The sequence below is a fragment of the Deltaproteobacteria bacterium genome (genome assembly GCA_009930495.1).
Lineage (GTDB): Bacteria > Desulfobacterota > Desulfovibrionia > Desulfovibrionales > Desulfomicrobiaceae > Desulfomicrobium.
Genome location: RZYB01000006.1, coordinates 1 through 25,786, shown reverse-complemented (window position 1 = coordinate 25,786; position 25,786 = coordinate 1). Strand labels below are relative to the sequence as shown.

The 25,786-nt window shown below is 61.1% G+C and carries 23 protein-coding genes and 2 tRNA genes; 6 read left to right on the top strand and 19 right to left on the bottom strand.

Annotation, left to right across the window (positions count from 1 at the left end; translation table 11 throughout):
* Window positions 1-7 precede the first annotated feature (7 nt).
* The 3 genes from ftsA (at window position 8) to EOL86_01530 (ending at window position 4,268) form a co-directional block, all read left to right on the top strand.
* Window positions 8-1,234: a cell division protein FtsA gene (gene ftsA, locus EOL86_01540; GenBank protein NCD24264.1), complete on the top strand. Its 1,227-nt coding sequence runs from the start codon at window positions 8-10 to the stop codon at window positions 1,232-1,234.
* A gap of 71 nt (window positions 1,235-1,305) precedes the next feature.
* Window positions 1,306-2,559 (top strand): cell division protein FtsZ, encoded by a 1,254-nt coding sequence (ftsZ, locus tag EOL86_01535; GenBank protein NCD24263.1) that lies wholly within the window; start codon window positions 1,306-1,308, stop codon window positions 2,557-2,559.
* An 83-nt stretch (window positions 2,560-2,642) separates the two neighbouring features.
* On the top strand, window positions 2,643-4,268 hold the full coding sequence (locus EOL86_01530; protein NCD24262.1) for a radical SAM protein: 1,626 nt from the start codon (window positions 2,643-2,645) through the stop codon (window positions 4,266-4,268).
* On the opposite strand, the gene EOL86_01525 is transcribed toward EOL86_01530, so the two are convergent.
* Window positions 4,224-7,190 carry a GGDEF domain-containing protein gene (locus EOL86_01525; GenBank protein NCD24261.1) on the bottom strand — a complete coding sequence of 989 codons (2,967 nt, stop codon included), beginning with the start codon at window positions 7,188-7,190 and terminating at the stop codon, window positions 4,224-4,226. The two genes, EOL86_01530 and EOL86_01525, sit on opposite strands and share 45 nt — an antisense overlap.
* Before the next feature lie 113 nt (window positions 7,191-7,303).
* On the opposite strand from EOL86_01525, the gene EOL86_01520 reads away from it, so the two are divergent.
* Window positions 7,304-9,748 carry a hypothetical protein gene (locus tag EOL86_01520; protein NCD24260.1) on the top strand — a complete coding sequence of 815 codons (2,445 nt, stop codon included), beginning with the start codon at window positions 7,304-7,306 and terminating at the stop codon, window positions 9,746-9,748.
* 10 nt (window positions 9,749-9,758) lie between these two features.
* On the opposite strand, the gene EOL86_01515 is transcribed toward EOL86_01520, so the two are convergent.
* From EOL86_01515 to EOL86_01500, 4 genes are read right to left on the bottom strand one after another with little or no spacing between them, the layout of a single operon-like run.
* Window positions 9,759-10,646 carry an amino acid ABC transporter permease gene (locus EOL86_01515; protein NCD24259.1) on the bottom strand — a complete coding sequence of 296 codons (888 nt, stop codon included), beginning with the start codon at window positions 10,644-10,646 and terminating at the stop codon, window positions 9,759-9,761.
* Between the two features lie 23 nt (window positions 10,647-10,669).
* Window positions 10,670-11,473, bottom strand: a complete 804-nt coding sequence (locus tag EOL86_01510; GenBank protein ID NCD24258.1) for a transporter substrate-binding domain-containing protein — start codon at window positions 11,471-11,473, stop codon at window positions 10,670-10,672.
* Window positions 11,474-11,495: 22 nt separating this feature from the next.
* Window positions 11,496-12,284 (bottom strand): amino acid ABC transporter permease, encoded by a 789-nt coding sequence (locus tag EOL86_01505; protein NCD24257.1) that lies wholly within the window; start codon window positions 12,282-12,284, stop codon window positions 11,496-11,498.
* Between the two features lie 47 nt (window positions 12,285-12,331).
* The gene (locus tag EOL86_01500; GenBank protein ID NCD24256.1) at window positions 12,332-12,772 is read right to left on the bottom strand and encodes a universal stress protein; all 441 of its coding nucleotides are present in this window, start codon (window positions 12,770-12,772) and stop codon (window positions 12,332-12,334) included.
* A gap of 52 nt (window positions 12,773-12,824) precedes the next feature.
* Between EOL86_01500 and EOL86_01495 the strand changes: the two genes are divergently transcribed.
* Together EOL86_01495 and pal are read left to right on the top strand one after the other, a co-directional pair.
* Window positions 12,825-13,043: a hypothetical protein gene (locus tag EOL86_01495; protein NCD24255.1), complete on the top strand. Its 219-nt coding sequence runs from the start codon at window positions 12,825-12,827 to the stop codon at window positions 13,041-13,043.
* Between the two features lies 1 nt (window position 13,044).
* Window positions 13,045-13,581 (top strand): peptidoglycan-associated lipoprotein Pal, encoded by a 537-nt coding sequence (pal, locus tag EOL86_01490; protein ID NCD24254.1) that lies wholly within the window; start codon window positions 13,045-13,047, stop codon window positions 13,579-13,581.
* Window positions 13,582-13,671: 90 nt separating this feature from the next.
* Here pal and EOL86_01485 read toward each other — a convergent pair.
* From EOL86_01485 to EOL86_01420, 14 genes are all read right to left on the bottom strand, one after another.
* Window positions 13,672-13,747: transfer RNA gene (locus tag EOL86_01485), tRNA-Thr, on the bottom strand.
* 8 nt (window positions 13,748-13,755) lie between these two features.
* Window positions 13,756-13,832 (bottom strand) — tRNA-Pro (locus tag EOL86_01480).
* A 91-nt stretch (window positions 13,833-13,923) separates the two neighbouring features.
* Entirely contained in the window at window positions 13,924-15,984 is a 2,061-nt protein-coding gene (locus tag EOL86_01475; protein NCD24253.1) for a methyl-accepting chemotaxis protein, read from the bottom strand.
* 96 nt (window positions 15,985-16,080) lie between these two features.
* Complete coding sequence (locus EOL86_01470; GenBank protein ID NCD24252.1) at window positions 16,081-16,551, bottom strand: ATPase P; 471 nt, start codon at window positions 16,549-16,551, stop codon at window positions 16,081-16,083.
* A 5-nt stretch (window positions 16,552-16,556) separates the two neighbouring features.
* Entirely contained in the window at window positions 16,557-17,783 is a 1,227-nt protein-coding gene (locus EOL86_01465; protein NCD24251.1) for a GGDEF domain-containing protein, read from the bottom strand.
* Window positions 17,784-17,791: 8 nt separating this feature from the next.
* Complete coding sequence (locus EOL86_01460) at window positions 17,792-18,271, bottom strand: peroxiredoxin (protein NCD24250.1); 480 nt, start codon at window positions 18,269-18,271, stop codon at window positions 17,792-17,794.
* A 64-nt stretch (window positions 18,272-18,335) separates the two neighbouring features.
* Complete coding sequence (locus tag EOL86_01455; protein NCD24249.1) at window positions 18,336-19,577, bottom strand: NAD(P)/FAD-dependent oxidoreductase; 1,242 nt, start codon at window positions 19,575-19,577, stop codon at window positions 18,336-18,338.
* 79 nt (window positions 19,578-19,656) lie between these two features.
* Window positions 19,657-20,028 (bottom strand): hypothetical protein, encoded by a 372-nt coding sequence (locus EOL86_01450; protein ID NCD24248.1) that lies wholly within the window; start codon window positions 20,026-20,028, stop codon window positions 19,657-19,659.
* A gap of 13 nt (window positions 20,029-20,041) precedes the next feature.
* On the bottom strand, window positions 20,042-20,884 hold the full coding sequence (locus tag EOL86_01445) for a chemotaxis protein CheR (protein ID NCD24247.1): 843 nt from the start codon (window positions 20,882-20,884) through the stop codon (window positions 20,042-20,044).
* Window positions 20,885-20,891: 7 nt separating this feature from the next.
* The gene (locus EOL86_01440; GenBank protein NCD24246.1) at window positions 20,892-22,961 is read right to left on the bottom strand and encodes a chemotaxis protein CheA; all 2,070 of its coding nucleotides are present in this window, start codon (window positions 22,959-22,961) and stop codon (window positions 20,892-20,894) included.
* A 23-nt stretch (window positions 22,962-22,984) separates the two neighbouring features.
* Entirely contained in the window at window positions 22,985-23,347 is a 363-nt protein-coding gene (locus tag EOL86_01435) for a response regulator (GenBank protein NCD24245.1), read from the bottom strand.
* Window positions 23,344-23,670 (bottom strand): STAS domain-containing protein, encoded by a 327-nt coding sequence (locus EOL86_01430; protein ID NCD24244.1) that lies wholly within the window; start codon window positions 23,668-23,670, stop codon window positions 23,344-23,346. Before EOL86_01430 ends, EOL86_01435 begins: the two co-directional genes overlap by 4 nt.
* Before the next feature lie 17 nt (window positions 23,671-23,687).
* The gene (locus tag EOL86_01425) at window positions 23,688-25,616 is read right to left on the bottom strand and encodes a methyl-accepting chemotaxis protein (GenBank protein NCD24243.1); all 1,929 of its coding nucleotides are present in this window, start codon (window positions 25,614-25,616) and stop codon (window positions 23,688-23,690) included.
* Window positions 25,617-25,662: 46 nt separating this feature from the next.
* Window positions 25,663-25,786, bottom strand: a 124-nt coding sequence (locus EOL86_01420) for a chemotaxis protein CheW (protein ID NCD24242.1), incomplete at its 5' end; no start/stop codon positions are given.

Genomic DNA, 25,786 nt, shown 5'->3' with positions numbered 1-25,786 from the left:
GGGAAAGATGGCCAAATCGGATTTGATCGTTGGTCTGGATATCGGGACCACCAAAATTTGTACCGTCGTGGGTGAAGTCAGCACGGACGGAGTCGATATCGTGGGCATCGGCACCAGCCCCTCCACGGGCCTGCGCAAGGGCGTGGTGGTCAACATCGAGCAGACCGTGCAGTCCATCAAGAAGGCCTTGGAGGAAGCGGAACTCATGGCCGGATGTGAAATCCGGGCGGTATACGCCGGGATCGCCGGCAGCCATATCAAGGGCTTCAACAGCCACGGCGTCATCGCGGTCAAGGGCGGCGAGGTCACGTCCCGCGATATCGAACGGGTTATCGACGCGGCCAAGGCCGTGGCCATTCCCCTGGACCGGGAGGTTATCCATATCCTGCCCCAGGAATACATTGTCGACGACCAGGCCGGCATCGCCGATCCTCTGGGCATGGCCGGGGTGCGCCTGGAAGTGAAGGTGCATATTGTCACCGGAGCGGTGACCAGCGCCCAGAATATCGTCAAATCCTGTCATAAGTCCGGCCTGGACGTCGAGGACATCGTCCTCGAGGCTTTTGCCTCGTCCAAGGCCGTGTTGACGGACGAGGAACGGGAGATTGGGGTCGCCTTGGTCGATATCGGCGGAGGCACTTCGGATTTGGCCATTTTTCATGGCAACTCCATCAAGCATACCGGGGTCATCGCCCTGGGCGGGACCAACCTGACCAACGATATCGCCTTCGGGCTGCGGACACCGACGCAGGCCGCGGAAAAAATCAAGATCAAATATGGTTGCGCCCTGGCCGAACTCGTCAACCCGGACGAGATCATCGAAGTCCCCAGCGTGGGAGGGCGCGAGCCCCGCAAATTGACTCGTCAGGTACTGGCCGAGATTTGCGAGCCGCGCATGGAAGAAATTTTGGCACTGGTGGACCAGGAATTGATCCGCTCCGGCTACAAGAAGCTGATCGGCGCGGGCGTGGTGCTCACGGGCGGCGCGTCGCGCATCGACGGCATTCAGGAACTGGCCGAGCAGGTTTTCAACCTGCCGACCAGAACGGCCTCGCCGACCGGGATTGGCGGGCTCAAGGACGTGGTGGACAGTCCCATGTACGCGACAGCGGTGGGGCTGCTTCTGTATGGCGCGGAAAAGCAGGGGCGCGACAACAAAATCCGTATTCGCGACACCAACGTCTTCCACTCCATACTGGCCCGGATGAAAAAATGGTTCGTGGACATTAGCTGAACAAAGACAGTTGGGGCGGCGAGGCCGGTTTCGATAGTTAGGGAGCAACGCATAAGCGTAGGGGGAACAGTATGGATTTCTTGGAAATCGAACGCGAAGACAACGCATTGATCAAGGTGATCGGATGCGGTGGCGGCGGCGGTAACGCTGTCAACAACATGATCAAGTCCGCCATGCAAGGCGTGACATTCATCACCGCCAACACGGACATGCAGGCCTTGAAGCATTCCAAGGCCGAGTTCAAGATCCAGCTTGGCGACAAGCTGACCAAGGGGCTGGGCGCCGGCGCCAATCCCGACGTCGGCCGTGACGCGGCCCTGGAAAGCCAGGCCCAGATCCGCGACGTGCTGGGGGATTGCGACATGGTGTTTGTCACCGCTGGCATGGGCGGCGGCACGGGTACCGGCGCGGCTCCGGTTATCGCCCAGGTGGCCAAGGACATGGGCGCCTTGACCGTGGCCGTGGTCACCAAGCCGTTCTTTTTCGAGGGCAAGCGTCGGCAGCAGCAGGCCGAGCGCGGCATCAAGGAATTGCGCGAGATCGTGGACAGCATCATCACCATCCCCAATGATCGGCTGTTGACGCTGGCGTCCAAGAAAGCCTCGTTCGTGGATATGTTGGCCAAGGCCGACGAGGTTCTTTTTCACGCCGTGAAGGGTATTTCCGACTTGATCATGGTGCCGGGCCTGATCAATCTGGACTTTGCCGATGTCAAGGCCGTCATGCAGGAGATGGGCCTGGCCATGATGGGCACGGGGATCGCGTCCGGCGACGGTCGCGCCCGCGAGGCCGCCATGAAGGCCATCACCAGCCCGTTGCTGGAAGACGTGACTATCGATGGCGCGCGGGGCGTGCTCATGAACATCACCTGTGGACCGGATTTGACCATCGAGGAAGTCAGCGAGGCGGCCGCCATCGTGCACGACGCCGCGCACGAGGACGCCAAGATTTATTTCGGCACGGTGTTCGACATGGAATGCACCGACGAAATGCGCATCACCGTGATCGCCACGGGTATTCAGGATGGTAACGCGCCAGCCGAAAAAAGCGCCAAGGTGACCACGCTCACCCCGGCCACGCCGGGTGCCAGAGGCATCGAGGATCCAGGTCGCGCGATCATCAACCGGCCGCGGCGGCCCAAGATCAACGTCAGCGAGGCCTCTGATCTGAGCGTGCCGACCTATTTGCGCAATCCGAAGAATTCCATCCAGGAGGATCGCCGTCAGGAACCGCGTCGGCCCGCGACGAGTCCCGATGACGCCGAGTTTCTGTTCGACGAGGAGGAATTCGAAATTCCCTCGTTCATCAGAATGCAGGCAGACTGATTTCGGAGCGGTCCGTCATCGTTTCCACCGTGCCTGCCTCCGACCAAATTCCCGCGTTGTTCCATGGTAGCGGCCCCCCACCCTTGAAGGAGTGGGGAGGCCGTTTGCCCGTGGCCTTGATTTTTCCCGAACGCGCCGAGCACGCCTTGTCGACCCTGGGTTGGCAGGTCGTCTACCGTTTGCTTGCAGGCCGGGACGATTTGGCCGTGGAGCGCTTTTTCTGGGACCCCTCTTCGCAGCGGCCCAAATCCGTCGATTCCGGGCGTGATCTGAGCCTTTATCCCGTTATTCTCTTCAGCCTCAATTTCGAGGGCGATTTTCCGATTGTCCTGAGCATGCTCGATGCGGCCGGGATTCCGGTGCGCGCGACAAATCGTTCCGTCTGGCCGTTGGTATTGGCCGGTGGTCCCGTGGCCTTTCTCAACCCGTTTCCGCTCTTGCCCGCCTTGGACGGAATTTTTTGCGGCGAGGCCGAGGCCGGTTTGGTCGAGGTGCTGACGCGCCTGGCCGGGGCATGGATCCATGGCCGGGACAAGGCCGAGGCCCAGGCCGCCATCGCGGCCATGGATGGCATGCTTATCCCGGGGCAAAGTCCGGAGCCGGTCCGACGTCGGATCGCTCCGGGGGCGCCGGGGGAGCTGCGTGGTCCGGCATATTCTTGCTTTGTCAGTCCAGAATCCCAGTTCCGGGACATGCTCTTGCTGGAAGTCAATCGGGGCTGTCCGTATGGATGCCGTTTTTGCGCGGCCGGAAGCATTTACAAGCCGCCGCGTCAGGCGGCCATGTCCGAGTTGCGGAATATCGTGCGTCAATGCGGACCACGCAAGGTTGGCTTGGTCGGCACGGCCTTGACGGACTGGCCGGACCTGCTCCCGTTTTTGCGCTGGCTTCAGGATGAAGGCGTGAAGTTTTCCCTGTCGTCACTGCGCGCCGATGGCCTGACCGACGAGTTTTTGGAATTTTTGCGCAAGACGGGAACCCGGTCCGTGACCTTGGCGCTGGAAGGCGCCAGCCGTCGCTTGCGCGCCGCCATGAACAAGCATTTTTCCGAGGATGCCTTTCTGGACGCGGTGGCCCGGATCAGTCGATTGCAGTTCAACACCCTCAAGCTTTACATGATCACGGGTTGGCCCGACGAGGACGAGGCGGATTGGGCCGAATTCGAAGAATTTCTGGCCCGGGTCGACGCGGCCCGCAAACAGGGGCAGGGGGGGCGCAAGCACGGCGTGGAGCTGATTTCCCTGTCCGTGAGCTGCCTGATTCCCAAGGCCTGGACTGCCTTGCAGTGGGCCGCCTTTCCCGACGAGGCGTGGTTCAGGGGGGCCATGAAGCGTTTCAAGACCGCCGTTGGACGCTTCAAGGGTATGCGCTTTTCCGGGGAAAACCCAGGGCAGGCCCGGGTGCAGGCTTTTTTGGCCAAGGGCGGCGAAGAGATTTTTCCTTTTTTGGAATTGGCCGCCGATAAGGGCTTTCCAGCGGCAATGCGGGCCCACGCGTCCTTGGTGGACGCGGTGTTGGGGCATCGGCCGGGGCGGGACGAGGTCTTTCCGTGGGAGCGGCTTGATGTGGGTGTCTCCCGCCGTTTTTTATACGGGGAATGGATCAAGTATCGCCACGCGGCCATGACCGCGCCATGTCCTCGCGCCGGATGCGACAGCTGCCGTCTATGCGGGATCGATCGCTTTCTCGCACAGCGGCAGCAGGGCTAGGTTTGCACCCAGTTCCTTGTAGAAAAAGCGGTTCCGACCATCCCGCTTGGCTTGGTAGAGGGCTTGATCCGCAGAGAAAAGCCCGGATTCGATGTGCATGTCCGATTCCGGTCTGAAGGATGAAATGCCCAGGCTGATCGTGATTCGATCGGAAATAGGCGATCCGGGGTAGGCGATATTGGCCTCGGCCATGGCGGTTTGAATTTTTTTGGCGACGCGTTCGGCTCCTTCCCGGCCCGTGTTGGGCAAAATGATCACGAATTCCTCTCCACCGTATCTGGCGACAAAATCTTCCGGCCGGCGCAGGGTGTCGCGCAGGGTGCGGGCAATGGCGCACAATGCCTGGTCTCCGGCCTGATGCCCGAAGCGGTCGTTGAATCCCTTGAAATAATCCACGTCGATCATGATCAGGGCCATGGTGCAGCGGGTGCGTTTGCACCGGCTCTTTTCCATTTCCAGAACTTCGTTGAATTTGCGCCGGTTGGGGATGCCGGTCAGGGGGTCCTGCATGACCAGGGTTTCCAGCATTTCCCGTCGGATGTGTCCGGCCTGGAGCCGGGTCGTGAGCACGAAGGCCGCGCCGATGCTCATCAGGGTCACGACGGCATAGCCAGTTTTGGCCCAAGGTGTCAGCCACCAGGGCGGCGCGATGGTGAAGGGCAGGGCCGCCGGCGGATGCGCTCCGGAAATCTCCCGCACCAGGAACGTGTAGCTCCCCGGATCGAGATGGGCGTAGGTGGCGTAGTCGCGGGACTCGCTCTGGGTCCAATCCGCGTCCACGCCTTCGAGTTTATAGACATAGCGCGGTCGGCGCAGGTGATTGAATCCGGGAGTGCCGAAGCCGAAGGTCAGATAGTTCTGGCGGTAATCAAGGTCCAGCCGCGAGGGGAGGAGGCCCCGGTTGGAGGCTGCCACGGGCTGGTCGAAGATGCGCAGATCGGAAATAATTGTTTGTGGCGTTGACGTGGCCGTCAATTTGGCCGGGTCGACCAGAAGAAGTCCCGAAGTGTGCCCGAAGACAAGGGTGCCGCCGGGAAGGATTGCCATTGGCGAGCTGGTGATGGCCTGGGCCGGGCCTTGGTTTTCGGCGACCATTTCCGTGGCGGTATCGCTGCCGGCGCGGACCACGTAAACCGCGTCCAGATTTTGGAACCAGATGTCGCCGTCGGGGCTTTCCCAAAAGGATTGCACGGAGCATATGGGCGTGTCGGATCCAAGCGTGACCGTGGCCGGCGTCAGCGTGCGGCAATCCAGGCGCAGAAGGCCTTCGACGGTTCCAACCCAAAGGTGGCCCTTCGTGTCCTTGAAAATCGATGTTGTCGGGGCCGTGCCCAAGACCCGGTCCAGGCGTGTCGCGTTGTTTCCGAGGCGGAAGATGCCCTGGGTGGATGTGATCCACGCCGTGCCATCCACGGCCGTGACCCCGGTAAAGGTTTGGCTTTTGGCGTGCAGTGTCACCGCCTCTTCCCCGGGAATCCAGGAGCAAACATGCACCTGCGCGGCCATCCAAAATCGTCCATTCGGAGCCTGGCTGACGCAGCGGAAGGTTGCTGGCAGGTTCCGTGTGTATATGGGTGGGGTTTCCACGCGGGTGATTTCTCCCGTGGGGGCGATATACAGAAAGTATTCCGACATCGAGGCAATCATGCCCTGTTGTGAATCCACGAAAAGGGCCGAGATTCTGGGGGTACGTAGGTATTGGGTCACCTCGATGCGCTCCGCGTATTCCAGGTGGATGTCACGCACCGGTTGGGATCGGTAGAGGCCGCCGGACACCGGGGCGACGTAGATGCGTCCATCCCGAGGATTGTAGGCGCAACGATTGCGTTGCAGCTTTATTCGCAGCCCGTTGTCCTGGGTGACAACGTCCAGAAAGCGCGCTCCGGGACGCAGCGCTCCAAGATAGACTCCGCTGTCCCAGACCCCGATCGCGAAAACACCTGCCTTGAGCTCGCTGATGGACGCGACGTTGGCGGGCATGTCCTGGATCTGGTCGGTCGCCGTTATGTTGTGGCGGATCAGCGTTTGATCCTCGGTGACATGGTAGAGACCGTTCTTGGTCCCGATCCAGATGTCTCCGCGACTATCTCCCAATATATCCCAAACCTGGGTCGCTGAAAATTCCGGGATTATTTTCAGGAAGGTTTCGTTGCCCGTTGTCTCCACCTTGCACAGCCCGCGGCCAAGCGGGTTGGCCCAAATTCCGCCTTTTCCGTCCATGGCCAGTTTGCGCACCGGGAGACGGTCTCCGGATTCCGAGTGGATGATCGTGGCTGCTCCGCGATCCGGCCCCAGGCGCAAAAGGCCGTGGTTGGTGCTCAACCACATGTTGCCGCGTGCGTCCTCGAGGATGTCGAAAACGGATTTGGTCTTGGTTTGATCGTCAACGGCCGGGGGAATCACGTCCAGCAGGGAAAAGGTGTCGAGAATTTCGTTGTACCGATGGAGTCCTCCATCGGCCGTGCCGACCCAGATGGTGCCCATCCTGTCCTCGGTGACGCAAAAAATCATGTCCGAGGACAGTCCCTGCCCGCCTGGACCGGCGCGATGCCATGCGGCCTTGTCCGTGAGCAGGGAATAGCTCAACAGACCGGTCGTGGTCGCGACCCAGAGCGTGTCCCGCCGATCGATGTGGATGTCGCAAATGGTCGCGTTGGCCAGATGCTCGGCCAGGGCCGGGCGGAGCTGCTGCCCATCGTGGATGTAGAGGCCGTGAATGGCGGCCATCCAGATGAAGCCATCCCGGTCCTGGATCGCTTTTATGATGCTGTTTTGGCCTTTTCTGGATTCGGAGACGGTCAGGTGTTGGACATCGAGGCTGACTTCCATGGTGGCTTCAAGCCTTGCTGGAACAAGCAGGAAAAAAACGCATAGCGCCAACACGTGGTGGACTGCTTTTAGGGCTTGAAGCTTGTGAAACATTAGGCCAATCTGCCTTGGGTTTGCCTTGGTTGCAAGACCTGGATGGAGATTTGGAATTTATTTCTTGGTTTTTTGATTATGATGCAACATATTTGAATCATGGAGGGTTCGGTATGACGTGGAGGACTTGCCTGGTGTGGGCCCAGTGCCTGCTTGTGGTGTCTGGCGCGGGCCGCGTCCTGGCCGATAATTCCACCGGCGTGTTCGCGCTGCATCCGGTCGTGGTCACGGACTCAAGCCCGCCGCCCTCGGAAGGGCGGACCGTCATCGATCGCCAGGCCTTGGAGCACCGCCCCGGCTTGCAAGGCGATGCCAACGAAGCCGTGCGGACCGCGCCGGGTGTTCAGTTCAGCGATGTGTACCGGAGCAGTGACCAAGGTGGAGAAATCGCGCCCGCCCGCATGTCCATATCCGGAGGCAGGACCTATGAAAATGTTTTTTTGATAGACGGCATGTCCGCCACGTCGCTTCTGGATCCGGATTCGGAAGCTTCGCCCACCGATACAACCAGATTGTCCGATCATCCACAGCTTTTTTATCTTTCTCCGGAATTGTTGGCCGAAGCGGCCGTGTACAGCTCGAATATTCCGGCCCGCCTGGGCGGCTTCACCGGCGGGGTGATGCAGGGCACTCTCCGGTTCCCGGATTCCTTTCTCTGGGGCACGGCGAAATACTGGACCACCAGGTCGGCCTGGACCTCCTTGCATTCCGATGACGAGGAATTCGATTCCTCGACTTCGCCACGCCTTCAACCCGAATTCGTGCGCCAGAACGGCGACTTCATGATCAACGTCCCCGTGACGGATACTGCCGCCGTGTTGGGAGCCGTGTCCGTGCGCCATTCCTCCATTCCCTTGGAGCGTGAAGCCTGTCCGGACGAGGAAAGCCGACTCGGTCTGAACACCCTGCTCAAATATGGCGCGCTGCTTCCCGACGGGGGGCGGTTCCATTTCGATTTTTTGTACGCCCCCTATCGGAGCGTGCACTACATGAACCAGCAGCGGGACAGCGAGGTCGAACTGACTCGGGATTCGTGGCGCCTGCAGGCCGGGCGCGATTGGACGCTGGGGTTTGGCGATCTGGATTTGCGTCTTGGCTACCAGGACTTCACGTCCTCGCGCGATGCCGGCAACGAGCTCAAAAGCTGGCTGAACACCGCGAGCAAAAGTTGGGGCGACGTGGATGACAAATACAGCATCGAGGGCAGTTACGGCGATTTGGAAATGACCCAGCGGACACTGTCCACGAGTCTGGATGCCCGTTTCCGGGCCATGGAATGGGCCGGCTTTCGCCATGCCCTGGCTGGTGGGCTGGATTTGGAGCATGTCAGGGGAACTTTTGAGCGATCGGAAACAGCGTATGTGTATTATTCGCCCAAGGCGTCCTCTTCGGTTTGGGACCCGACGGGTTCCCAGACGGACAGTGTCGACAAGGAGCAGTATTTTTCCAAGCGCTCCGTCTATGACGCGGACTCCGTGAGCGCGGACATGAATATCCTGGCCGTGTATGTCGAGGACGAGATCGGCATCGACCGTCTCATGCTGCGCCCTGGCGTGCGCCTGTCCTATGATGATTTTTTGGAAAACGTGAATCTATCGCCCCGTCTGGCCGCGGAATACGATCTGTTCGCCGACAAAAGCACGATTTTGATTGGCGGCCTGAATCGCTATCACGGACAAGGCCTGATGACCTATAAACTGCGCGAGGCCAGGAAGGAGTTACGGCGGGAGGAACGGAGCCCCGGGGCCGGCAACGCCGTGTATCCCGAACGTGGAGACGAGGACGGATATTGGCGGGCCAGCGACGCCTCGACGTCCAAATACCGGTTTTCGTCCCTGGACACGCCCTATTCCGACGAGGCGGTTTTGGGGTTTGATCAGAGTCTGGCTTTTGGCGCCAACGATTGGGGCCGGTTGTCCGTGCGCTGGATAAACCGATGGTACGAGGACGAGTTCGCCCGCGAACGGATCGAGGACGCGGATGGCGAATTCCGCTATATTCTGAATAATAACGGGTCATCCCGGTATCAGGGTTTGACCGGCACGTGGTCCAAGGAATGGCGGCGGCATGCCTTGGAATTGAATCTGACCGTGCAGGAAACCATCACCTCGCACGAAAGCTATGATTCCACCCTGGACGACGAGGCCCTGGATGAAAAGGTCTGGTATGATGGAGATCTGGTGGACAAAATTGATTTGCCGCGCACGAACTTCAATCGCCCCTGGGTGGCCAGCCTTGTGTACACGGCCAAGCTGCCCCTGGGTTTTTCGTTTTCCAACGTGACCTGGGCCCGGGCCGGTTATCGGGCCGTCGTCCGTGCTGACGACGACGTCACCGTCGATGGCGAGGACTACGATGTGTACGAGCGGGTCAACCGCGAACCCGTGTATACATTTGATTGGAAATTGACCTGGGACGCGCCGGTCACGGATTCACAGATTCTGACCCTGGGGCTTGAGGTCCTCAATGTGTTCGACGCGCGCATTCCCGTGGCTGATTCCGAGGACAGCTATGAATTGGGGCGGCAGTTCTGGTTGGGGATGGAGTACCGGTTTTAGCGAGCCGTCTTCAGATTGTGTAGGCCCGGCGCAGGCGCTGTTCCAGGCGGGTTGCGGCCAGGGAACAGGAAAAGGTCAGCAGAAAATAGAGCAGGGCCACGCAGGACCAGATTTCAAAGGTGTGGTAGGTGGTGGCCATGATTTGCGTTCCTTGGAAGGTCAGTTCCTGGATGGAGATCGCCGAAACGATGGCCGAGTCCTTGATGGTCGAGATGAGCTGGCCGGCCAGGGGGGGGACCGTGTTTCGCGCGGCCTGGGGCAGGATCACGAGACGGAGGAGCGTGGACTTTGGAAAGCCGAGGGCCCGGCCGGCTTCCCATTGGCCGGCGGGCACGGCCAGGATGCCGCCGCGCACGATTTCGGCGACATAGGCGCCTTCGTACAGGCCCAATGTCAGGGCGGCGCTTAGGAAGGCGTCCATCTGCCCCAGGGGACCCAGAATTGCCTCCAGCGAGGCTTGAAGCCAGGCCGGGGCATGTCGGGCTAAATTTTGGAGCCCGGCGCCGGGGATGAGTTGATCCGCCAGGAAATAGTAACACAAAAAAATCAGGACCAGCGGCGGCGTGTTGCGGCAGAGCTCAACGAAGGTCGCGCTCATGAGCCGGGGGTACGGATTGGTGCTGGTCCGCGCCAAGCCCGCCGCGATGCCGATAATCAGGGCGCATCCCGCCGACCAACAGGTCAGGCGGATGGTGGTGAGGAGTCCTTGAAGAAGCAGCCCTGGCCGTCCGTCTTCGCGGAGCAGGTACGGGCCTAGAATTTCCCAGTTCCAGCCTTGGGCCGGCCCGCGGCCATGGATGATCAGATATCCGGCCACCGCGCCGCCAAGGCAAAGCAAGACCAGGTCAAGTCTGTTCAGCCCACGGCCCGGTCGTCCCGGTCGGGCCGTCCGGGCCATGGGCATGGATGCCGGTTTGGATCTCACTTGATCTTGGTTTCCCAGTCCATGGTTCGGAACCAATAGGCGTGCCGTTCGGCCAGCCATCCCTCGGATTCCGTCACGGCTATCCAATTATCCAGGAAGTTGAGGAAATCGACATCGCCCTTGCGAATGGCGAAGCCGATGGGTTCCTTGGTGAAGGTTTCGCCGTTCAAGGGCAGATACAGGGCGTCGCGATGCCGGATGGCCTGTTGCTCGGGAAAGGGCGCCGAGGCCACCATGGCGTGGGCGCGGCCGTTCAGAACTTCCTGCAAGGCCTGGGCTTCGTCGTCGAACATGCGCAGCGTGGCGCGGGGCATGTGTTTTTTGGCCGCGGCCACCGATGTCGCGCCGGTTTTCACGGCCAGGGTTACTTCTGGCTTGTCGAAGTCGGCCAGCGTGCTCATATCGGGCGCCAGTTTGCGGCTGGCGACCATGGACATGCCAGAATACTCGTAGGGCCGGGAGAAGTTCACTTTCAGATTCCGGCTGGGGAGAATTCCCATGCCGCCAATGATGATGTCGAATTTTCCGGTCAAAAGCGCCGGGATGATGCCGGACCACTTGGTGGGCACGAATTCGACCTGAACGCCCATGTCCTGGGCCAAGCGGCGGGCCACATCGGTCTCGAAACCAATGTATTCGCCATTTTTGTCTTTCATGGCCCAGGGGACAAAGGTGTCGAAGCCCACGCGCAGCACGCCGCGTTGTTGGATGCCGTCCAGAATCCCTGGTCCGGGTTCCGCCATGGCCGTCGCGGGCATGACCATGGATACCAGAAGCAGGGCGAGGAGAAAGCGGAACATGATACCTCCCAGATTGTTGTGGTTAGGCTCGGCGCGCGGTTTCCAGACGCTTGGCCAATCCGGAGAGACTCCAGGTGGCCACCAGGTACATGCCCGCCACGGTGAACCAGATTTCAAAGCTCAGGAATGTTTCAGCCACGATGGCCTGTCCTTGCATGGTCAGATCGAAAATGGCGATGGTTGAAACCAGCGCCGAATCCTTGATGAGCGACACGCCCTGGCTGGTCAGGGGCGGCAGGCCGTGGCGCAGGGCCTGGGGCAGGATGATCCGACCATACACTGTTCCGGGGCTCATGCCCAGGCTCCAGGCTCCTTCCCATTGCCCCTTGGGCACGGCCAGGATGCCGGCGCGGATGATTTCCGAGGCATAGGCCCCCTCGAAGAGGGACAAGGCCAGAACGGCCGCGGCCAGGCGGTCGATGTCGATGATCGGCGCGACCACGAAGTAGATGAAAAAGATTTGCACCAGCAGCGGGGTGTTCCGGATCGATTCCAGATAAACACGGGCCATGGCCCGTCCCACGATGGAGTCCGACAGGCGCAGCAGGGCCGTGATCATCGCCAGTACTCCTGCCCCCACGAAGCCAAGGCTCGAGACCAGCAACGTGATCCCCGCGCCGTGGAGCAGCGGGCCGGGCGAACCGTCGGGGCGGATCAAAAAACGGGGCACCCGGTACCATTGCCAGTGATACCCGGACGCTTCGGCGCCATGGAGCACGGTCCAGACGATGGCGGTCATGGTCAGGACATATGCGAAGATCGCGCACATCGAGGAACATCGGACTCGGAAGGGGAATCGTGGGAATGTCATCGGTCATGCGTGGGCGCGGTCCGCTGGCGACGGACCGCGCCGGGTGGCTACACGGGCCGGATGGTCATGACGGGAATGGGCGAGGTCTTGACCACTTTTTCGGCCACCGAGCCGAAGAGGAGCCTGTTTAGGCCCTGGCGACCGTGGGTGGCCATGATGATGATGTCCGCCTTTTCGGACTGGGCTAGGTTGACGATGGATTCGGCCGCGTCGCCGCTGACCACCTTGCCGCTGGCGTGGATACCGCTGAAATGCGTGGAAATGAATTCGGCCATGGTTTTTTCCGCTCCGCTGACGATATCCCCGACCAATTGCGGCAGGGAAGCCGCGGGCAGGTCGAATATTTCGTATTGGATCATGGATGGCGCGACATAGACGACGAGTACTTCGGCGTCGAATTTCCGGGCGAATTCCAGCGCTGTTTTGGCGATGGCCGGACTTGCGTCCGAAAAATCAACCGGACAAAGAATTTTGGAAAACATGGTCATGGCTGCGTCTCCTTGGCAAGCATGTTTGGTGCGACAAAGATCATGACTGGTTATGTACCAGACTCGGGCGGCTTTGCAAGCAAAGGAAGACATCTGGGTGTCCGCGCCGTCGTCCAAGGGGGGCGTGGATGAACTGGCCGCGAAAAAAAATCGCGTGGCCGAGGAAAGACTATCGTATTTCTTCTGGCGGGATCGGGAAAATGTATTATCAGTGGAACTGTTCCAGATGGTTGGGACGACGGTGCCTTTTTCTTCATCACAAGGAGGATGACATGAAAAAGTTAGGCATTTCGGGATTGATTTTGCTGGTGCTTGGGCTTGCGATGGCTGGCGGTTGCGCCAAAAAGGTCAGTTCGACTCCGGCGGTTTCGCCACCCGTGGCCACCAGTCAGGATTTCGGCGGCGGTATGTCGGCCGAGGAGCTTGAAGCGCGGCGTCAAGCGGAAGCGCAGCTTCGGGCCATCGACACCATTGGCGCGGAACGGATCTATTTTGCCTTCGACAAAAGCGATCTGACGCCCGAGTCCCGGCAGGTTTTGACGGAAAAGGCCGCGCTGATGAAGGAATTTCCCGCGTTGGAGGCCCTGATCGAGGGCCATTGCGACGAGCGGGGGACCAACGAGTACAACATGGCTCTCGGTGCCCGGCGGGCGCAGGCCGCGCATGACTATCTTGTTCAGCTTGGCGTCGCGCCGGCACGGTTGAGCTTGATCAGTTATGGCGAGGAGCGCCCGGCCGTGCCGGAGTCCAACGAAGAGGCCTGGGCCAAGAATCGGCGGGATGAATTCAAGGCCAGCGCCGTCAAATAGCTTCGGCGGGGCCCTGGGTTGGATTTCCTGGATGTTTTGCCGCTGGTGCGCGGAAATGAAAAAGCCGGTCCTAGGACCGGCTTTGTTGTCTGGAGCCCACAAGCAGGATTGAACTGCTGACCTCGTCCTTACCAAGGACGCACTCTACCGACTGAGCTATGTGGGCTTTCGTTGTGGTCGGGATGAGAGGATTTGAACCTCCGGCCCCTTGAACCCCATTCAAGTGCGCTACCAGACTGCGCTACATCCCGACAACGAGAAGTCGCTTTTATGGACGGCCCCCTGCTTTGTCAAACACTTTTTCAATTTATTTCCGAGTCTCGTTTCGTAATCCGGGGGCGGTCAGATTTTGAAGCGCGACACGAGCTCCGCCAGGCGCTCGGCCAGGGTGGACAGCTCCGTGGCGCTTTGCTGCACGGTCTGGCTGCTCATGGTCATCTCCTCGGAAGCGAGGCGGACTTTTTCGATGTCCTGGCTGATGGATCGGGTCATGGACGAACTGGTGGCCACATTGCCATTGATTTCGGAGATGCCCATGGACGCTTGGCCGACGTTTTCGGCGATGTCCCGCGTGGTCACGGATTGTTCCTCCACGGCGGCGGCGATGGTGCCAACGATGTCGTTGACCTCGCTGATGACGTCCGTGATTTCGCTGATTTCATGCACGGTCTGGCCGGTCACGGACTGGATGCCGTTGATTTTTTCCCGGATGTCCTCGGTGGCCTTGGCGGTTTGCAGGGCCAGCTCCTTGATTTCGTTGGCGACAACGGCAAACCCCCGGCCGGCTTCCCCGGCCCGCGCCGCTTCGATGGTCGCGTTCAGGGCCAAGAGATTCGTTTGGGAGGAGATGGCCGTGATGGTGGTCGTGACCGCGTTGATTTCCTTGGCCGCCGAGCCCAGCTCGTGAACGCGTTCCGACGTGGTTCTGGATTTGTCCACCGCGCTGGCGGTGGTGTTTCTGGCCCGCTCGGAATTTTGGGCGATTTCCTGGATCGTGGCCGACATTTCCTCGGCCGCCGTGGCCACGGTGTTCATGTTGATGGCGGCTTCTTCCATGGCCGCGGACACCGAGTTCATGTTGCCGCTGACGTCTTCGGCCGAGCTGTTGACGGTGCCGGCCAGATGGGCGGTCTGGGTCGAATTGCCGGTCATCTGGGTGGAGATGGCCGAGAGCTCCGAGGACGAGGCCGCCAGGGCCTGGGTCGCGGCGGTGATTTCGCCGAGCATTTCCTTGGTCCTTTCGACCATGGTGGTCATGGATTCGGCCAGGTTGCCGATGGCGTCCTTGGCGGGATAGGAGAAGTTCACGGTGTAGTCGCCTTCGGCCATTTTTAGGCTTTGGGCCGCCAGCTGGGCCAGGGGGCGGGAAATGGCCCGGATCAGCAAGATCGAGACCACGATGCCGAGGACGATGGCGATGCCGCCGACGAGAACGCTTTCGAGGATGATTTTTTGGTCCAGGCCGCGCAACATCTGGGTGGTGCTCAGGCCAACGCCCAGATGCCAATCCCAGGGTTCAAAGTACTGGGTGTGGGAGATTGTGGTGTCGCCGTCCCATTCATAGTCGATGAAGCCGCCTTTGTGAGTCCGGTAGAGTTCACCGACTCCGGGCAGTTCAAAGATATTTTGACCTTCAAGCTTGGAGTGGACGAGCAGGGTGCCTTCGGAGTTGTAGACAAAAAAGTCGCCAACGCCGGCTGCCTTGGTGGCGGTCAGGATTTCCCGCAACTGCGGCGTCAGGATGCTGCGTCCAACGAACATGGCGCCAATGATTTTCCCCGTGACATCCTTGAGGGGTTTGTAGGCGGTCAAATACCAATCGTTCACGACAAAGGCGCGTCCCGTGTATGTGTCGCCACGCATGATGGTTTTGTAGACCGGGCTGTCGGAGGGGATGTACGTGCCCACGGCTCGTTTTCCGACCGCGTCCACGACATTGGTGGTGATGCGCAGCAGCTTGCCGTCCACCACTTGGAAAATGGTGGCCACGCCGCCGACCATGCGTTGGAGCGAGTCCACGATCTGGTCGTTGCCGTTGAGGATGACGCCATTGGCGTTTAGCGTCGGAAAGGTGGCCTGTTCCTGGGCCTTGGTCACCTGGTTGGTGATGGTCTGGGAGCGCATGTTCATGGTGTCGAGGGAGATCGCGCCCAGGTCGCTGAGTTCATTTTCCAGGATCAGCATGTCGCCGCTTAGTTTTTCCTGCAGGATGGAATGCTGGGCGACCAGGGAATTGAAAACCGAGTCACTGATGCTTTTCAAGTCCTCGCGGCCGAGCTTGAAGAGATCGGAGCGGACCTGGATGGTGGTGACCGTGTTCACGGTGAAGATGGAAAGGACGAGGATGGTCAGAATGCCGATAAAAAGTTTGGTTGTGAACTTGATGGACCGAAGATTGAACATTGAGCCCTCCCGATGGTGGATATGCGATAGGATACTATTACGGTCTCGGGGGAAATAGATCAATCATAAAAGGCAGGAAGGAGAATGACGACAGCTTTAGAACCGGAGCGTGGCCTTGAGGCGGGCCGGATGCAGGAGCAGGTCCAGGGCGGATTCGATGCCGGGCACGGCGAGCATGGCCGAGGACAGGGCTTTCCAGGCCGTGCCTTCGGGTTGCAGCACGGCCATGGACAGGGCCGCCTCGGACAGCATGGCCGCGTCGTTGTTGCCGTTGCCCAGGCAGGCGCAGGTGCTGGGGCCCAGGGCGCGGACATAGTCCCGCTTGGCGTTGTTCTCATTGCCTTGGGGCAGGATATGGATCGTGAAAGGCGTGCTGGCAAACGTGGTTTTGACTGTGCCGAAGGTGTCCGCGGTCAGGATGTGAATGGACAAGAATGCCTTGAGTTGGCTCAAGCGGGAAAAGACTCCGGGCTGGACGTGTCCGTCCAGGGCCAGGGTTCCGTTGAAATCGAGCACGAGATGTTCCAGTCGCAGGTGGCCGAAGCCGGGAATGTCAAGGTCGAGCATGGTGGTTATGGCGTCCTGGGTGGTTGGGGTTTGGAGGATTTGGCCGCGTACATGAGCCGGTCGGCCTCGCGCAGCAGTTCGTCCAGGGTTTGGCCGGCCTGATGGCGGGCCACGCCCACGGACGCGGAGACCCGCAGCGGCGTGTCGTGGCCGCAAACAGTCTGGACATCGATGTGGTCCAGGGCATTTTCCAGGCGGTCACGGAAGGATTTAGCCTTGGCTTCGTCGGTGTCGGGCAGGAGAACCACGAATTCATCGCCGCCGAGACGGACAAAGATGTCGTAATTGCGGACCATGACCTGGATGGTTTGGGCCACGCTGATCAGGATCTGGTCTCCGGCGTCGTGCCCCAGGGTGTCGTTGACGGCCTTGAACCCGTTCAGGTCGATGAAACACAGATGGACGGGAAAATCCCGGCGCGTGGCGAATTCCAGAATGCGCGGGGCGTGGCGTTCCAGGTAGGCCCGGTTGTTGACCCCGGTCAGGGAGTCACGCACGCTTAATTCCTCGAGCTGGGCGTGTTCCAGGGCGTTGACCAGGGTGCTGGCCAGGATATCGCAGAAATGGCCGAGAAAATCCGTGGCCTTGTCCGGTCCGTATCGGTCCGGGGACGGATCGCAGGCCGCGAAAAAGCCGATGATCGCGCCGGACTGGTATTTATGGCGCAGCGCGAAAATGACGCAGGAGCCGTTGTCGGGCATTTGTCCGGATTCGAGGAAAAAGGCAGGATTCTCGACGCCGTTGATGTCTCCAAGGTAGAGCATGGGCCAGTGGAGAGCCGGGGTGAATTGGATCATGTGCTCGCGCAACTGGTGGGAGGGCGCCCAGCCAAAGCAGTCGGGTCTGTCCGGGCCGAAAAAATTCTGATCCAGAACCATGTGCAGGGCATGCATGCCCCGCAGTTGGCGGACGTGCTCGATGGCCTGGGGCAATTCGTCCAATCGCTTGGCTTGTTGGATGATATCGATGCTGGAACGGAAAATTTCGAAGGTCTCCAAAAGATCCTTGTAGGCGCCGACCGTGGTTTCGAAGGCGGTTTTGGAGGCGTGCAGTTTTTGACGCAGTTCTTCCAGTTCCGTGCGCGGCGCGCCGGGGGCGGACGCTAAAACGTCATGCCCCCAGGCGCGGACGCTGTCCAAAAGCCGCCGACAGCGGACCGAGTCCTTTTTGCGCGCGCATGCGGCCACCTCGTCCAGCAGGGCGCCGAGAACCTGGTGTTGATCGTGGTTCATGGTGCTTTTTAGCGCAGTTGCCGCAGGGTGTTCAGAACCTCGGCCGCGTGGCCGGCCGCCTTCACCTTGGGCCAGACGTGACGGACAATGCCTTGGGGATCGATGAGCACGGTGGATCGGACCACGCCCATGTATTCCTTGCCGTAATTTTTTTTGAGCCGCCAGGCGCCGAATTGTTCCAGTATCGCGTGATCGGGGTCGCTCAGCAGTTCGATACGCAGGTCTTGTTTGGCGATGAAGTTGTGGTGGGTCTTCATGGAATCCGGGCTCACGCCCAGGATGACGCAGCCCAGGGCCGAGAATTCCGGCATCAGGGCCGAGAATTCCCGGGCTTCGGTGGTGCAGCCGGGGGTGTTGTCCTTGGGATAGAAGTACAGCACCACCCATTGGCCCCGAAAATCTTCCAGACGGAGGTCCGCCTCCGAGGTGCCACGGAGACAGAATCCCGGGGCCGGTTCGCCGGGGGCGGGAAGCGCGTGTTCGGTCATGAAATCCTCCTTGCCGGATACGAATTTTCTTTTTTCCTAGCCCATGGTGTCCGGGCGCGCAAGGTCAGGCCCGACGCGCGGCGGAAAGTCCGGCCAGGTACCCGGTGGACAACGCCGCCTGGAGATTGAATCCGCCCGTGTCGGCGTCCATGTCCAGGACTTCGCCGGCCAGAAAGAGTCCGGGCTGGATGCGGGATTCCATGGTTTTGGGGTTGACCTCGGCCAGGGGCACGCCGCCAGCGGTGACAATGGCCTCGCGCAGCGGCCGATGTCCGATGACAGGCAGGGTCAGCGCCTTGAGCCATTGCCGCAGCGTCTTGCGTTCGGCCGCCGAAATCTGGTGCGCGGCCTTGTCCGGAACAAGACCGGTCTGATCCAGGCACACCGGGATGAGCTTGGGTGGCATCAGTCCGCGCAGCAGGTTTTCGACGTGCATCTTGCCGTGTTCGTTCAGATCCCGCAGCAGACGGGCGTCGAGTTTGGCCGGGTCCAGGGCGGGTTTCAGGTCCAGGACCATGGCCACGCCTTGGCCGGCGTTCAGGCCCCGCACGGCGGCCTTGCTCAAGGTCAGGATGATGGGCCCGGACAGGCCGAAATGCGTGAAGAGCATCTCCCCCATTCCCTCGGCCGCTTTTTTGCCGTCCAGGCGCAATTCGGCCCGGACATTTTTGAGGGACAAGCCCTGGAGCCGGGCGGCCGTGTCCCCGGCCGTGACCAGGGGAACAAGGGCCGGAGCGATGGGAACGATGGCGTGCCCCAGACTTTTGGCCAGTTCGTACCCGTCGCCGGTGGAGCCCGTGGCTGGGTAGGAGGCGCCACCAGTAGCCAGGACAACCCGCGCGGCGCGGAAGCCCTGGGCGCCGGCGCGGACCTCGAATTCCGCCTCGACGCGGCGGATGTCGCGGATGCGGGCCCCGGTCTGGATGGTCGCGCCCTGGGTCCTGGCGTGGCGGACATAGGCGTCCACCAGATCCTGGGCGCTGTCGCTTTCCGGGAAAATGCGACCGCCGCGTTCGATTTTGGTCGGCACGCCCAGATGGGTCAAAAGGTCGATGCTGTCCTGGGTGAAGAAGTGGCCACAGGCCGGACGCAGGAAACGGAAGTTCTTGCCGAAATGGCTTAGAAATTCTTCCAGGGGCGCGGTGTTGCCGATGTTGCCCCGGCCCTTGCCGCAGATGCGCAGCTTGCGCCCTGGTCGGTCCATGCGTTCCAAAAGCAGGGTGGACGCGCCGCGCCCGGCGGCCGTGGCCGCGGCCAGAAGACCGGCGGGACCGCCGCCGATGACGATGAGGTCGAAATGTTTCATGAGCATCCTTGGAAAAAGAATGCATTCTGAAGGGTGCCTGGCGGGATGTAAAGGTGTGTCGTCGACGTGTCGCCGGCCATCAGTCCGTCTTGACCCGTATGGAAACGATGCCCGCGCGGCCCGAAACGACGCGGTATCCGAGCTTGAGGCTTTCCACCTGCAGGGCCTGGCCCGGAATGTTGATGAGTCCCGAACCCTCGCCGCTTTTCAGGATGCCCGGCGTTTTGAGGGCGATGGCGGTTCCTTGGCTCGAAATCGCGGTGACCCCGAGGAATTCCACGGTCGCGCCGTCGAGCTGGAAGCGGATGTTGTCGATCTTGCCGAATGTTTCACCGAGTTCGATGCTGGCCGTGCCGCCCGGGGAGACCAGTTCAACCGGGTTCAGGGCGACCCACGGTCCGGCCCAGGCCGGAGTGGACAGCAACAGGCAGATCAGAATGACGCGGATCATGACGGCTCCTTTGTTACAGACGTTGGTACGTGGCCGGGGCCAGTTGCCTGAGGGGTAGCCCCGTGCCGGACAGGCTTTCGGAATGGCCAATGAAGAGGTGCCCTCCTGGTTTCAAATGATCGCAGAATTTTTGGACCAGTTCGTGTTGTGTTTTTTTATCGAAGTAAATCATGACGTTTCGGCAAAAAATAAGGTCCATGCACTCCCGGAACTGAAAATCGTCCATGAAGTTCAACCGCCTGAAGCCGACCGTGTTCCGGACTTCGGGGGCCACGCGGACCAGTCTTTTGTTTCGGTCCTTGCTGCGCAACAGGTATTTGAGTCTGAAATCCAGGGGAATGGTTCCGATTTTTTCTTCCTCGTACACGGCCCGGGCCGCCTTGTGCAGGATGTCCGTGGAGATGTCCGTGGCCAGGATGGAAAAACGCAACGGCCCAACCCGTTCGCCGTAGTCCAGAAGGACCATGGCCGTGGTGTAGGGCTCCTCGCCCGAGGAGCAGCCCGCGTTCCAGATGGAAAAGGCGCGGTCCGGATTGCGCTTGGTCCATTCGGGCAGAATCGTGGTGGTCAGAAATTCAAAATGCTTGGGCTCGCGGAAAAAGCTGGTCGTGTTGGTGGTCACGGCGTCGACCATCCGGGGCAGTTCCACTTCCAGCCCCTTGAGGGTCTGCAGGTATTCCAGATACTGCCCGTAGCTGCGCATGTTCAGGGTGCGCAGCCGGCGCTGGAGGCGGGCCTGAAGCATGGTTTTCTTGGTCTGGGTGATCTTGATGCCCAGTTCGGTGTAGATGAACTCGCTGAACTGCTTCAGCTCGCGGTCGGTCATGAGCGGGGCGTCCGCGTTGGGCGTGGTCATGGCCGGATCAGGCGATGAGGCTCGGGATGTCGAGGATCAGGGCCATGCTGCCGTCGCCCTTGATGGTCGCCCCGGAAATGCCGCGCACGTCCTGGTAGACCTTGCCCAGGCTTTTGATCACGGTCTGGTGCTCGCCGATGACGTGGTCCACGACGATGCCGACGCGCTGGCCCTGGGTGTTGGTGACCACGACCTGCTCGATGCCCGGTGCTTCTCCCGGAATATCGAAGCGTTGGCGCAGGCTGATGTAGGGCACGACCTGGCCACGCAGGTTGATGAAGGCCTTGCGGTCCTCGTCGTTGGCGCGGATCAGTTCGACGCATTCTTCCACGGCCGAGAGCGGCATGACGAAATAGCTGTCGCCGGCCTGGACCTGGAGACCATCGATAATGGCCAGGGTCAGCGGGATGCGCACCGTGACCGTGGTGCCGCGTCCGACCTCGCTTTCGATGCCGACCCGGCCGCGCAGGGCGTCGATATTGCGCTTGACCACGTCCATGCCCACGCCCCGGCCCGAGACATTGGTGACCTTTTCGGCGGTGGAAAAGCCCGGCGCGAAAATGAGCAGCAGGGCGTCCTTGTCCGGGATGATGGCGTCGGCGGCGATCAGCCCTTTTTCCACGGCCTTGGCCCGGACGCGGTCCGGGTCGATGCCCTGGCCGTCGTCGGTGATGCGGATCAGGACCTCGCCACCGGAATGCTCGGCCGAAAGCTCGATGCGTCCCTCGGGGTGCTTGCCTCTGGCCGTGCGGAGGTCCGGGAGTTCTATTCCATGATCGATGCTGTTGCGCAGCAAATGGACCAGGGGATCGCTCAGGCGTTCGATGACGGTTTTGTCCAACTCCGTTTCCGCCCCAAGGGTGTCGAGCACGATGTGCTTGCCCAGTTCCTGGGACAAATCGCGCACCAGACGTTTGAAACGGCTGAACGTGGTGCCGATGGGCAGCATGCGGATACCCAGGGTGCTGTCGCGCAATTCGTCGGACAGACGTTCGATTTCCTCGGAAATGGCCTGCAGGTGCGGGTTGGCGTGCTCGCCGGCGAATTGGGTCAATCTGGCCTGGGCCGTGACCAGCTCCCCGACCAGATCGACCAGATAGTCCAGTTTGTTCGCCGGTACCCGGATGCTGGAGGCCTGGGTTTCGGCCTGCTGGGGCTGGGCTTGCAAGCGGCGCACGGCCTGCTGTTCGGCCAGGGCGGCCTCGACCTGGCTCGGACTGACCAATCCGGCTTCGGACAGAAGCTGGCCGATGGGTTTGCGTTCAAGGAGGATGCGCTCCAGATCGTCCTTGGAAACGTCCTGTTTTTCCAGCAGGATTTGGCCGATGAGTTTGTAGGACTCCTCGTCGATGGTCTGGCAGGAGCCGACTTCCTGGATGGTCAGGTCGCTGTCCTCCTCCACGAAGATGAACACGTCGCGGATGGCGTCCTCGCCATGGACCGTGGTCAGGATCACGTCCCACCAGACGTGGCATTGTTCCGGGTCCAGATCATCCAGGGACGGAATGCTGTCGGTGTGCATGATGACGTGGTACTGACCCAGCTCGCACAGTTCTTCCAGCAGGGCGCCCGGATTGGTCCCGGTCAGGAAAAGATTGGCGGGCGGGATGAAGCGTACCCGCCATGTGCTCGGGCAGGGCGCGTCGGTGTCGGAAGGTTGTTCCCGGTCTTCGGAAGACCGCGCGGGCGCGGTTTCCTCCAGACGCGGGCACAGGATTTTAAGGCCCGTGATGACCCGCTCGGCCTGCTCGCCCAGATGCTCGTCCTGGCCTTCGAGCATGGCCAGGATGTGGTCCCGGGCCAGCAGGGTCAGGTCCAGCAGTTCCTTGGACACGGTCATTTGGCCGTTGCGGACCAGGTCGAACACGGTTTCCACCTCGTGGGTGAAGGTGGCGATGTCCTCGAAACCGAACATGGCCCCGGAGCCCTTGATGGTGTGCATGGCCCGGAAGACCCGGTTGATGATCTCGTCGTCGTGGGGATCGGTTTCCAGTTCCAGCAGGGAAGATTCCAGTTCTCCCAGGAGCTCCAGGGCTTCTTCCTTGAACGCCAGTCGGTTTTGTTCTTCGCGGGACATGGATGATCCTTGGGCTGGAGGTGTTAGCGCAGGAGTTTCTTGGCCACGGCCAGGAGTTGTTCCGGCTTGAAGGGTTTGACGATCCAGCCCGTGGCGCCAGCGGCCTTGCCTTCCTCTTTTTTGTTGGCCTGGGATTCGGTGGTCAGCATGATGATGGGCACGAATTTGTACGGGGCCATGCCCCGGACGGAACGGATCAGCTCGATGCCGTCCATGTTGGGCATGTTCAGGTCGGTCACGATCATATCCACGGGACCGGTCAGCTTGGCGAGGGCGTCCTTGCCGTCGCAGGCCTCGATGATCGTGTAGCCCGCGTCCTTCAGGGTCAGGCAGACCATCTGGCGGACGCTGGCGGAATCATCGACGGTCATGATTATCTTGCTCATTGGGGTTCCTCGATATGGGTGGAGATGTCCTTGATCAGGCCGGACGCCCCGACCGTCGCCGCCAGCGACACCAGATGGTCGGGCAGGGGGGCGATGAGGAGTAGCCGGGTCTGGGTGGCGCCGGCGTGCCGGATCAGGGCATGGAGAAGCTGGAGAAAGGACGCGTCCGATTTCTCCGAGGCCGAAAGGTCGAGACGGAGTTCCCGCGCGGGAAAAGCACGCTTAAGCTCCGCGTGGATTTCCCGGCAATGTTCCAGGGTCAGGTCATTGGCCAGGGTGATGATCGGTGCGGCTTCGGTGCCACCATGGGTGCAGGTGAACATGCGGATCTCCGAATAGGTCAGAATAGTTCCACGTTATCGCCCAGATCTTCCTCGACTTCAACCGCCGCGGTCTGGGCGGGAGTTTCGGTTACGGGCGGAGTTGGCGCTGTCGGCGGCGGGGTTTCGTCAAAAAGCTCCACGCCGTCGAAAAGTTCAATGTTGTCGTCGAAAAGTTCCACGTCGTCAAAGAGTTCCACGTCGTCGCCCTGGACAGCGTCTTCGGTCCCGGATTCATGCCCGATCACGGCCAGATGGACCAGCCGCTCGCTGTCCATGGTGTAGCGGCTTAATTGCTCCTTGAGCTTTTCGGGCTGGCTGGCCGCGTCCAGTTCGTCCTTGAAGGCGGTGAAGTGCTCGCCCATGGCCGCGATTTCGGCCTCCAGGGCATCCAGTTCCTCGCCAACCAGGGTATGCACATGGATGGAACCGGTCGCCTCGCGGATCTGGGTGGTCAGGCTTCCGGTCATTTCCGACAGGCGCAGGACGCCGTTTTTCATGTCCGAGTCCAGCCCGGCCAGGGCATCGAGCAGGCCGGAAAATTTGTCGTTGAGCTCGGCGACCAAATCCCCGACATCGGCCGATTGGGCCAGATCGTTCAAACGGGAGGCGGCGCGGGAAATGGCGGTCAGCTTTTCGGTGACGATGGCCGTGTGCTGACGGGCATCGACGGACAGACGCTGGATGGCCACGGCCAGGACACCCAGGGCCCGTCCCTGGTCGCCGGTGTGGGCCGCCTTGACGCTGGCGTTGATGGCGATGAGTTCGATTTCGGCGCCCACTTCCTCGATGTCGGCCACGAAGGCCGCCACCTGGGACACGGTCCCGGCCACCTCGGCCATGATGGCGCCCGTGCTCGAGGCTTGGTCGCCGGCCTGGCGCATGGCTTCGATGACCTGGGCGATGTTGGCCCGGATGGTGTCCAGAATGCTTTGTCCCTGGTCGTCGGCGCCATAGGCCAGGGCCGTGATCCGATCTTCCAGGGCTTCGATTTTTTGCCCGATGATGGACATGCTGGCCATGAGCCCGGTCACGGCGTTGTGGAACATGTCCCGCGCCTGACGCAGTTGCGGGGCCTGGAGGCGGAGCACGTCGCGGACCCAGGAGGCCAGCCCGCGCGGGTCGGTGGATTCGTCCAGATCCTGGATTTCGCGCACGGCCTGGGCCAGGATTTCCTCGACGTGCTCGACCTGCTGGCGGGTGATGTCGTGGAACTGCATCGAGGCAATGATCTGCCCCATGCTTTCGGCCACTAGGCGCGAGCCCTGGGCCAGTTCGTCCACGAGGTTCGCGGACCGGCCGCGCATGGCTTCGAGCTCGGAGATGCTGGCGAACAGGTTGTCGAACATGGTCCGCACGGTCTGGGCGTGGCCGCGCATGTGCGTCACGGTCTGGGCCTGGGCCGTGCCGACCTGGGTCAGGAGCAGGCGGGAATGGCCACGGATGGTTTCGGCGTAGTGCACGATTTTGGCGGCCAGGCTTTCGACGTCGTCGGCCAGGGTGGTGAATCCCTGACCGGCGGACCCCAGACGCGCGCTTTCGATGCGGGTTGTGATTCCAAGAACCTTGAGCGTTTTGACCAGACGATGGAATTCACCCATGGCCTGGTCCAGTTCCTTGATCAGCACCAGGGCCTGGTCCATGCCTTCCAGGTTTCCATCCATGGTCACCGAGGAAAAGATCTCCCGGGCCTGGGCGGACTCCGCGCCCAATTCGGTCAGTGCCCGCCCGACTCCGCCCGCGCCAACGGACGTGGCCAAGCCCGAGGCCTCGGTGGAAAAGCGTCCGATGGCCGCGTTGATCTGGAAAATACCGGCGCCCAGACCAAGGAAATCCTCTTCCCGGTCCTTGATGACCCTGGCCAGTCGCGGCAGGAGCGGGTCGAGCAGGCCGGCGCAGCGGTTCAGGGCCTGGCGTGGGTCGGAGGGCGTGTCGGTGGCGTGGGGCATGCGGTCGTGAATCCTTGGGCTGGTGGCGCCTTGACGGCGCCCTGAATCAATTGGGCTCGGCCATCTCGGGGTCGTGGATCAATGACAGTTCCTGGGCGGAAAAGACCTTGGCGATATCGAGGATCATGATGAATTCCTCGTTCTGCTTGCCCATGGCCTTGATGAAGTCC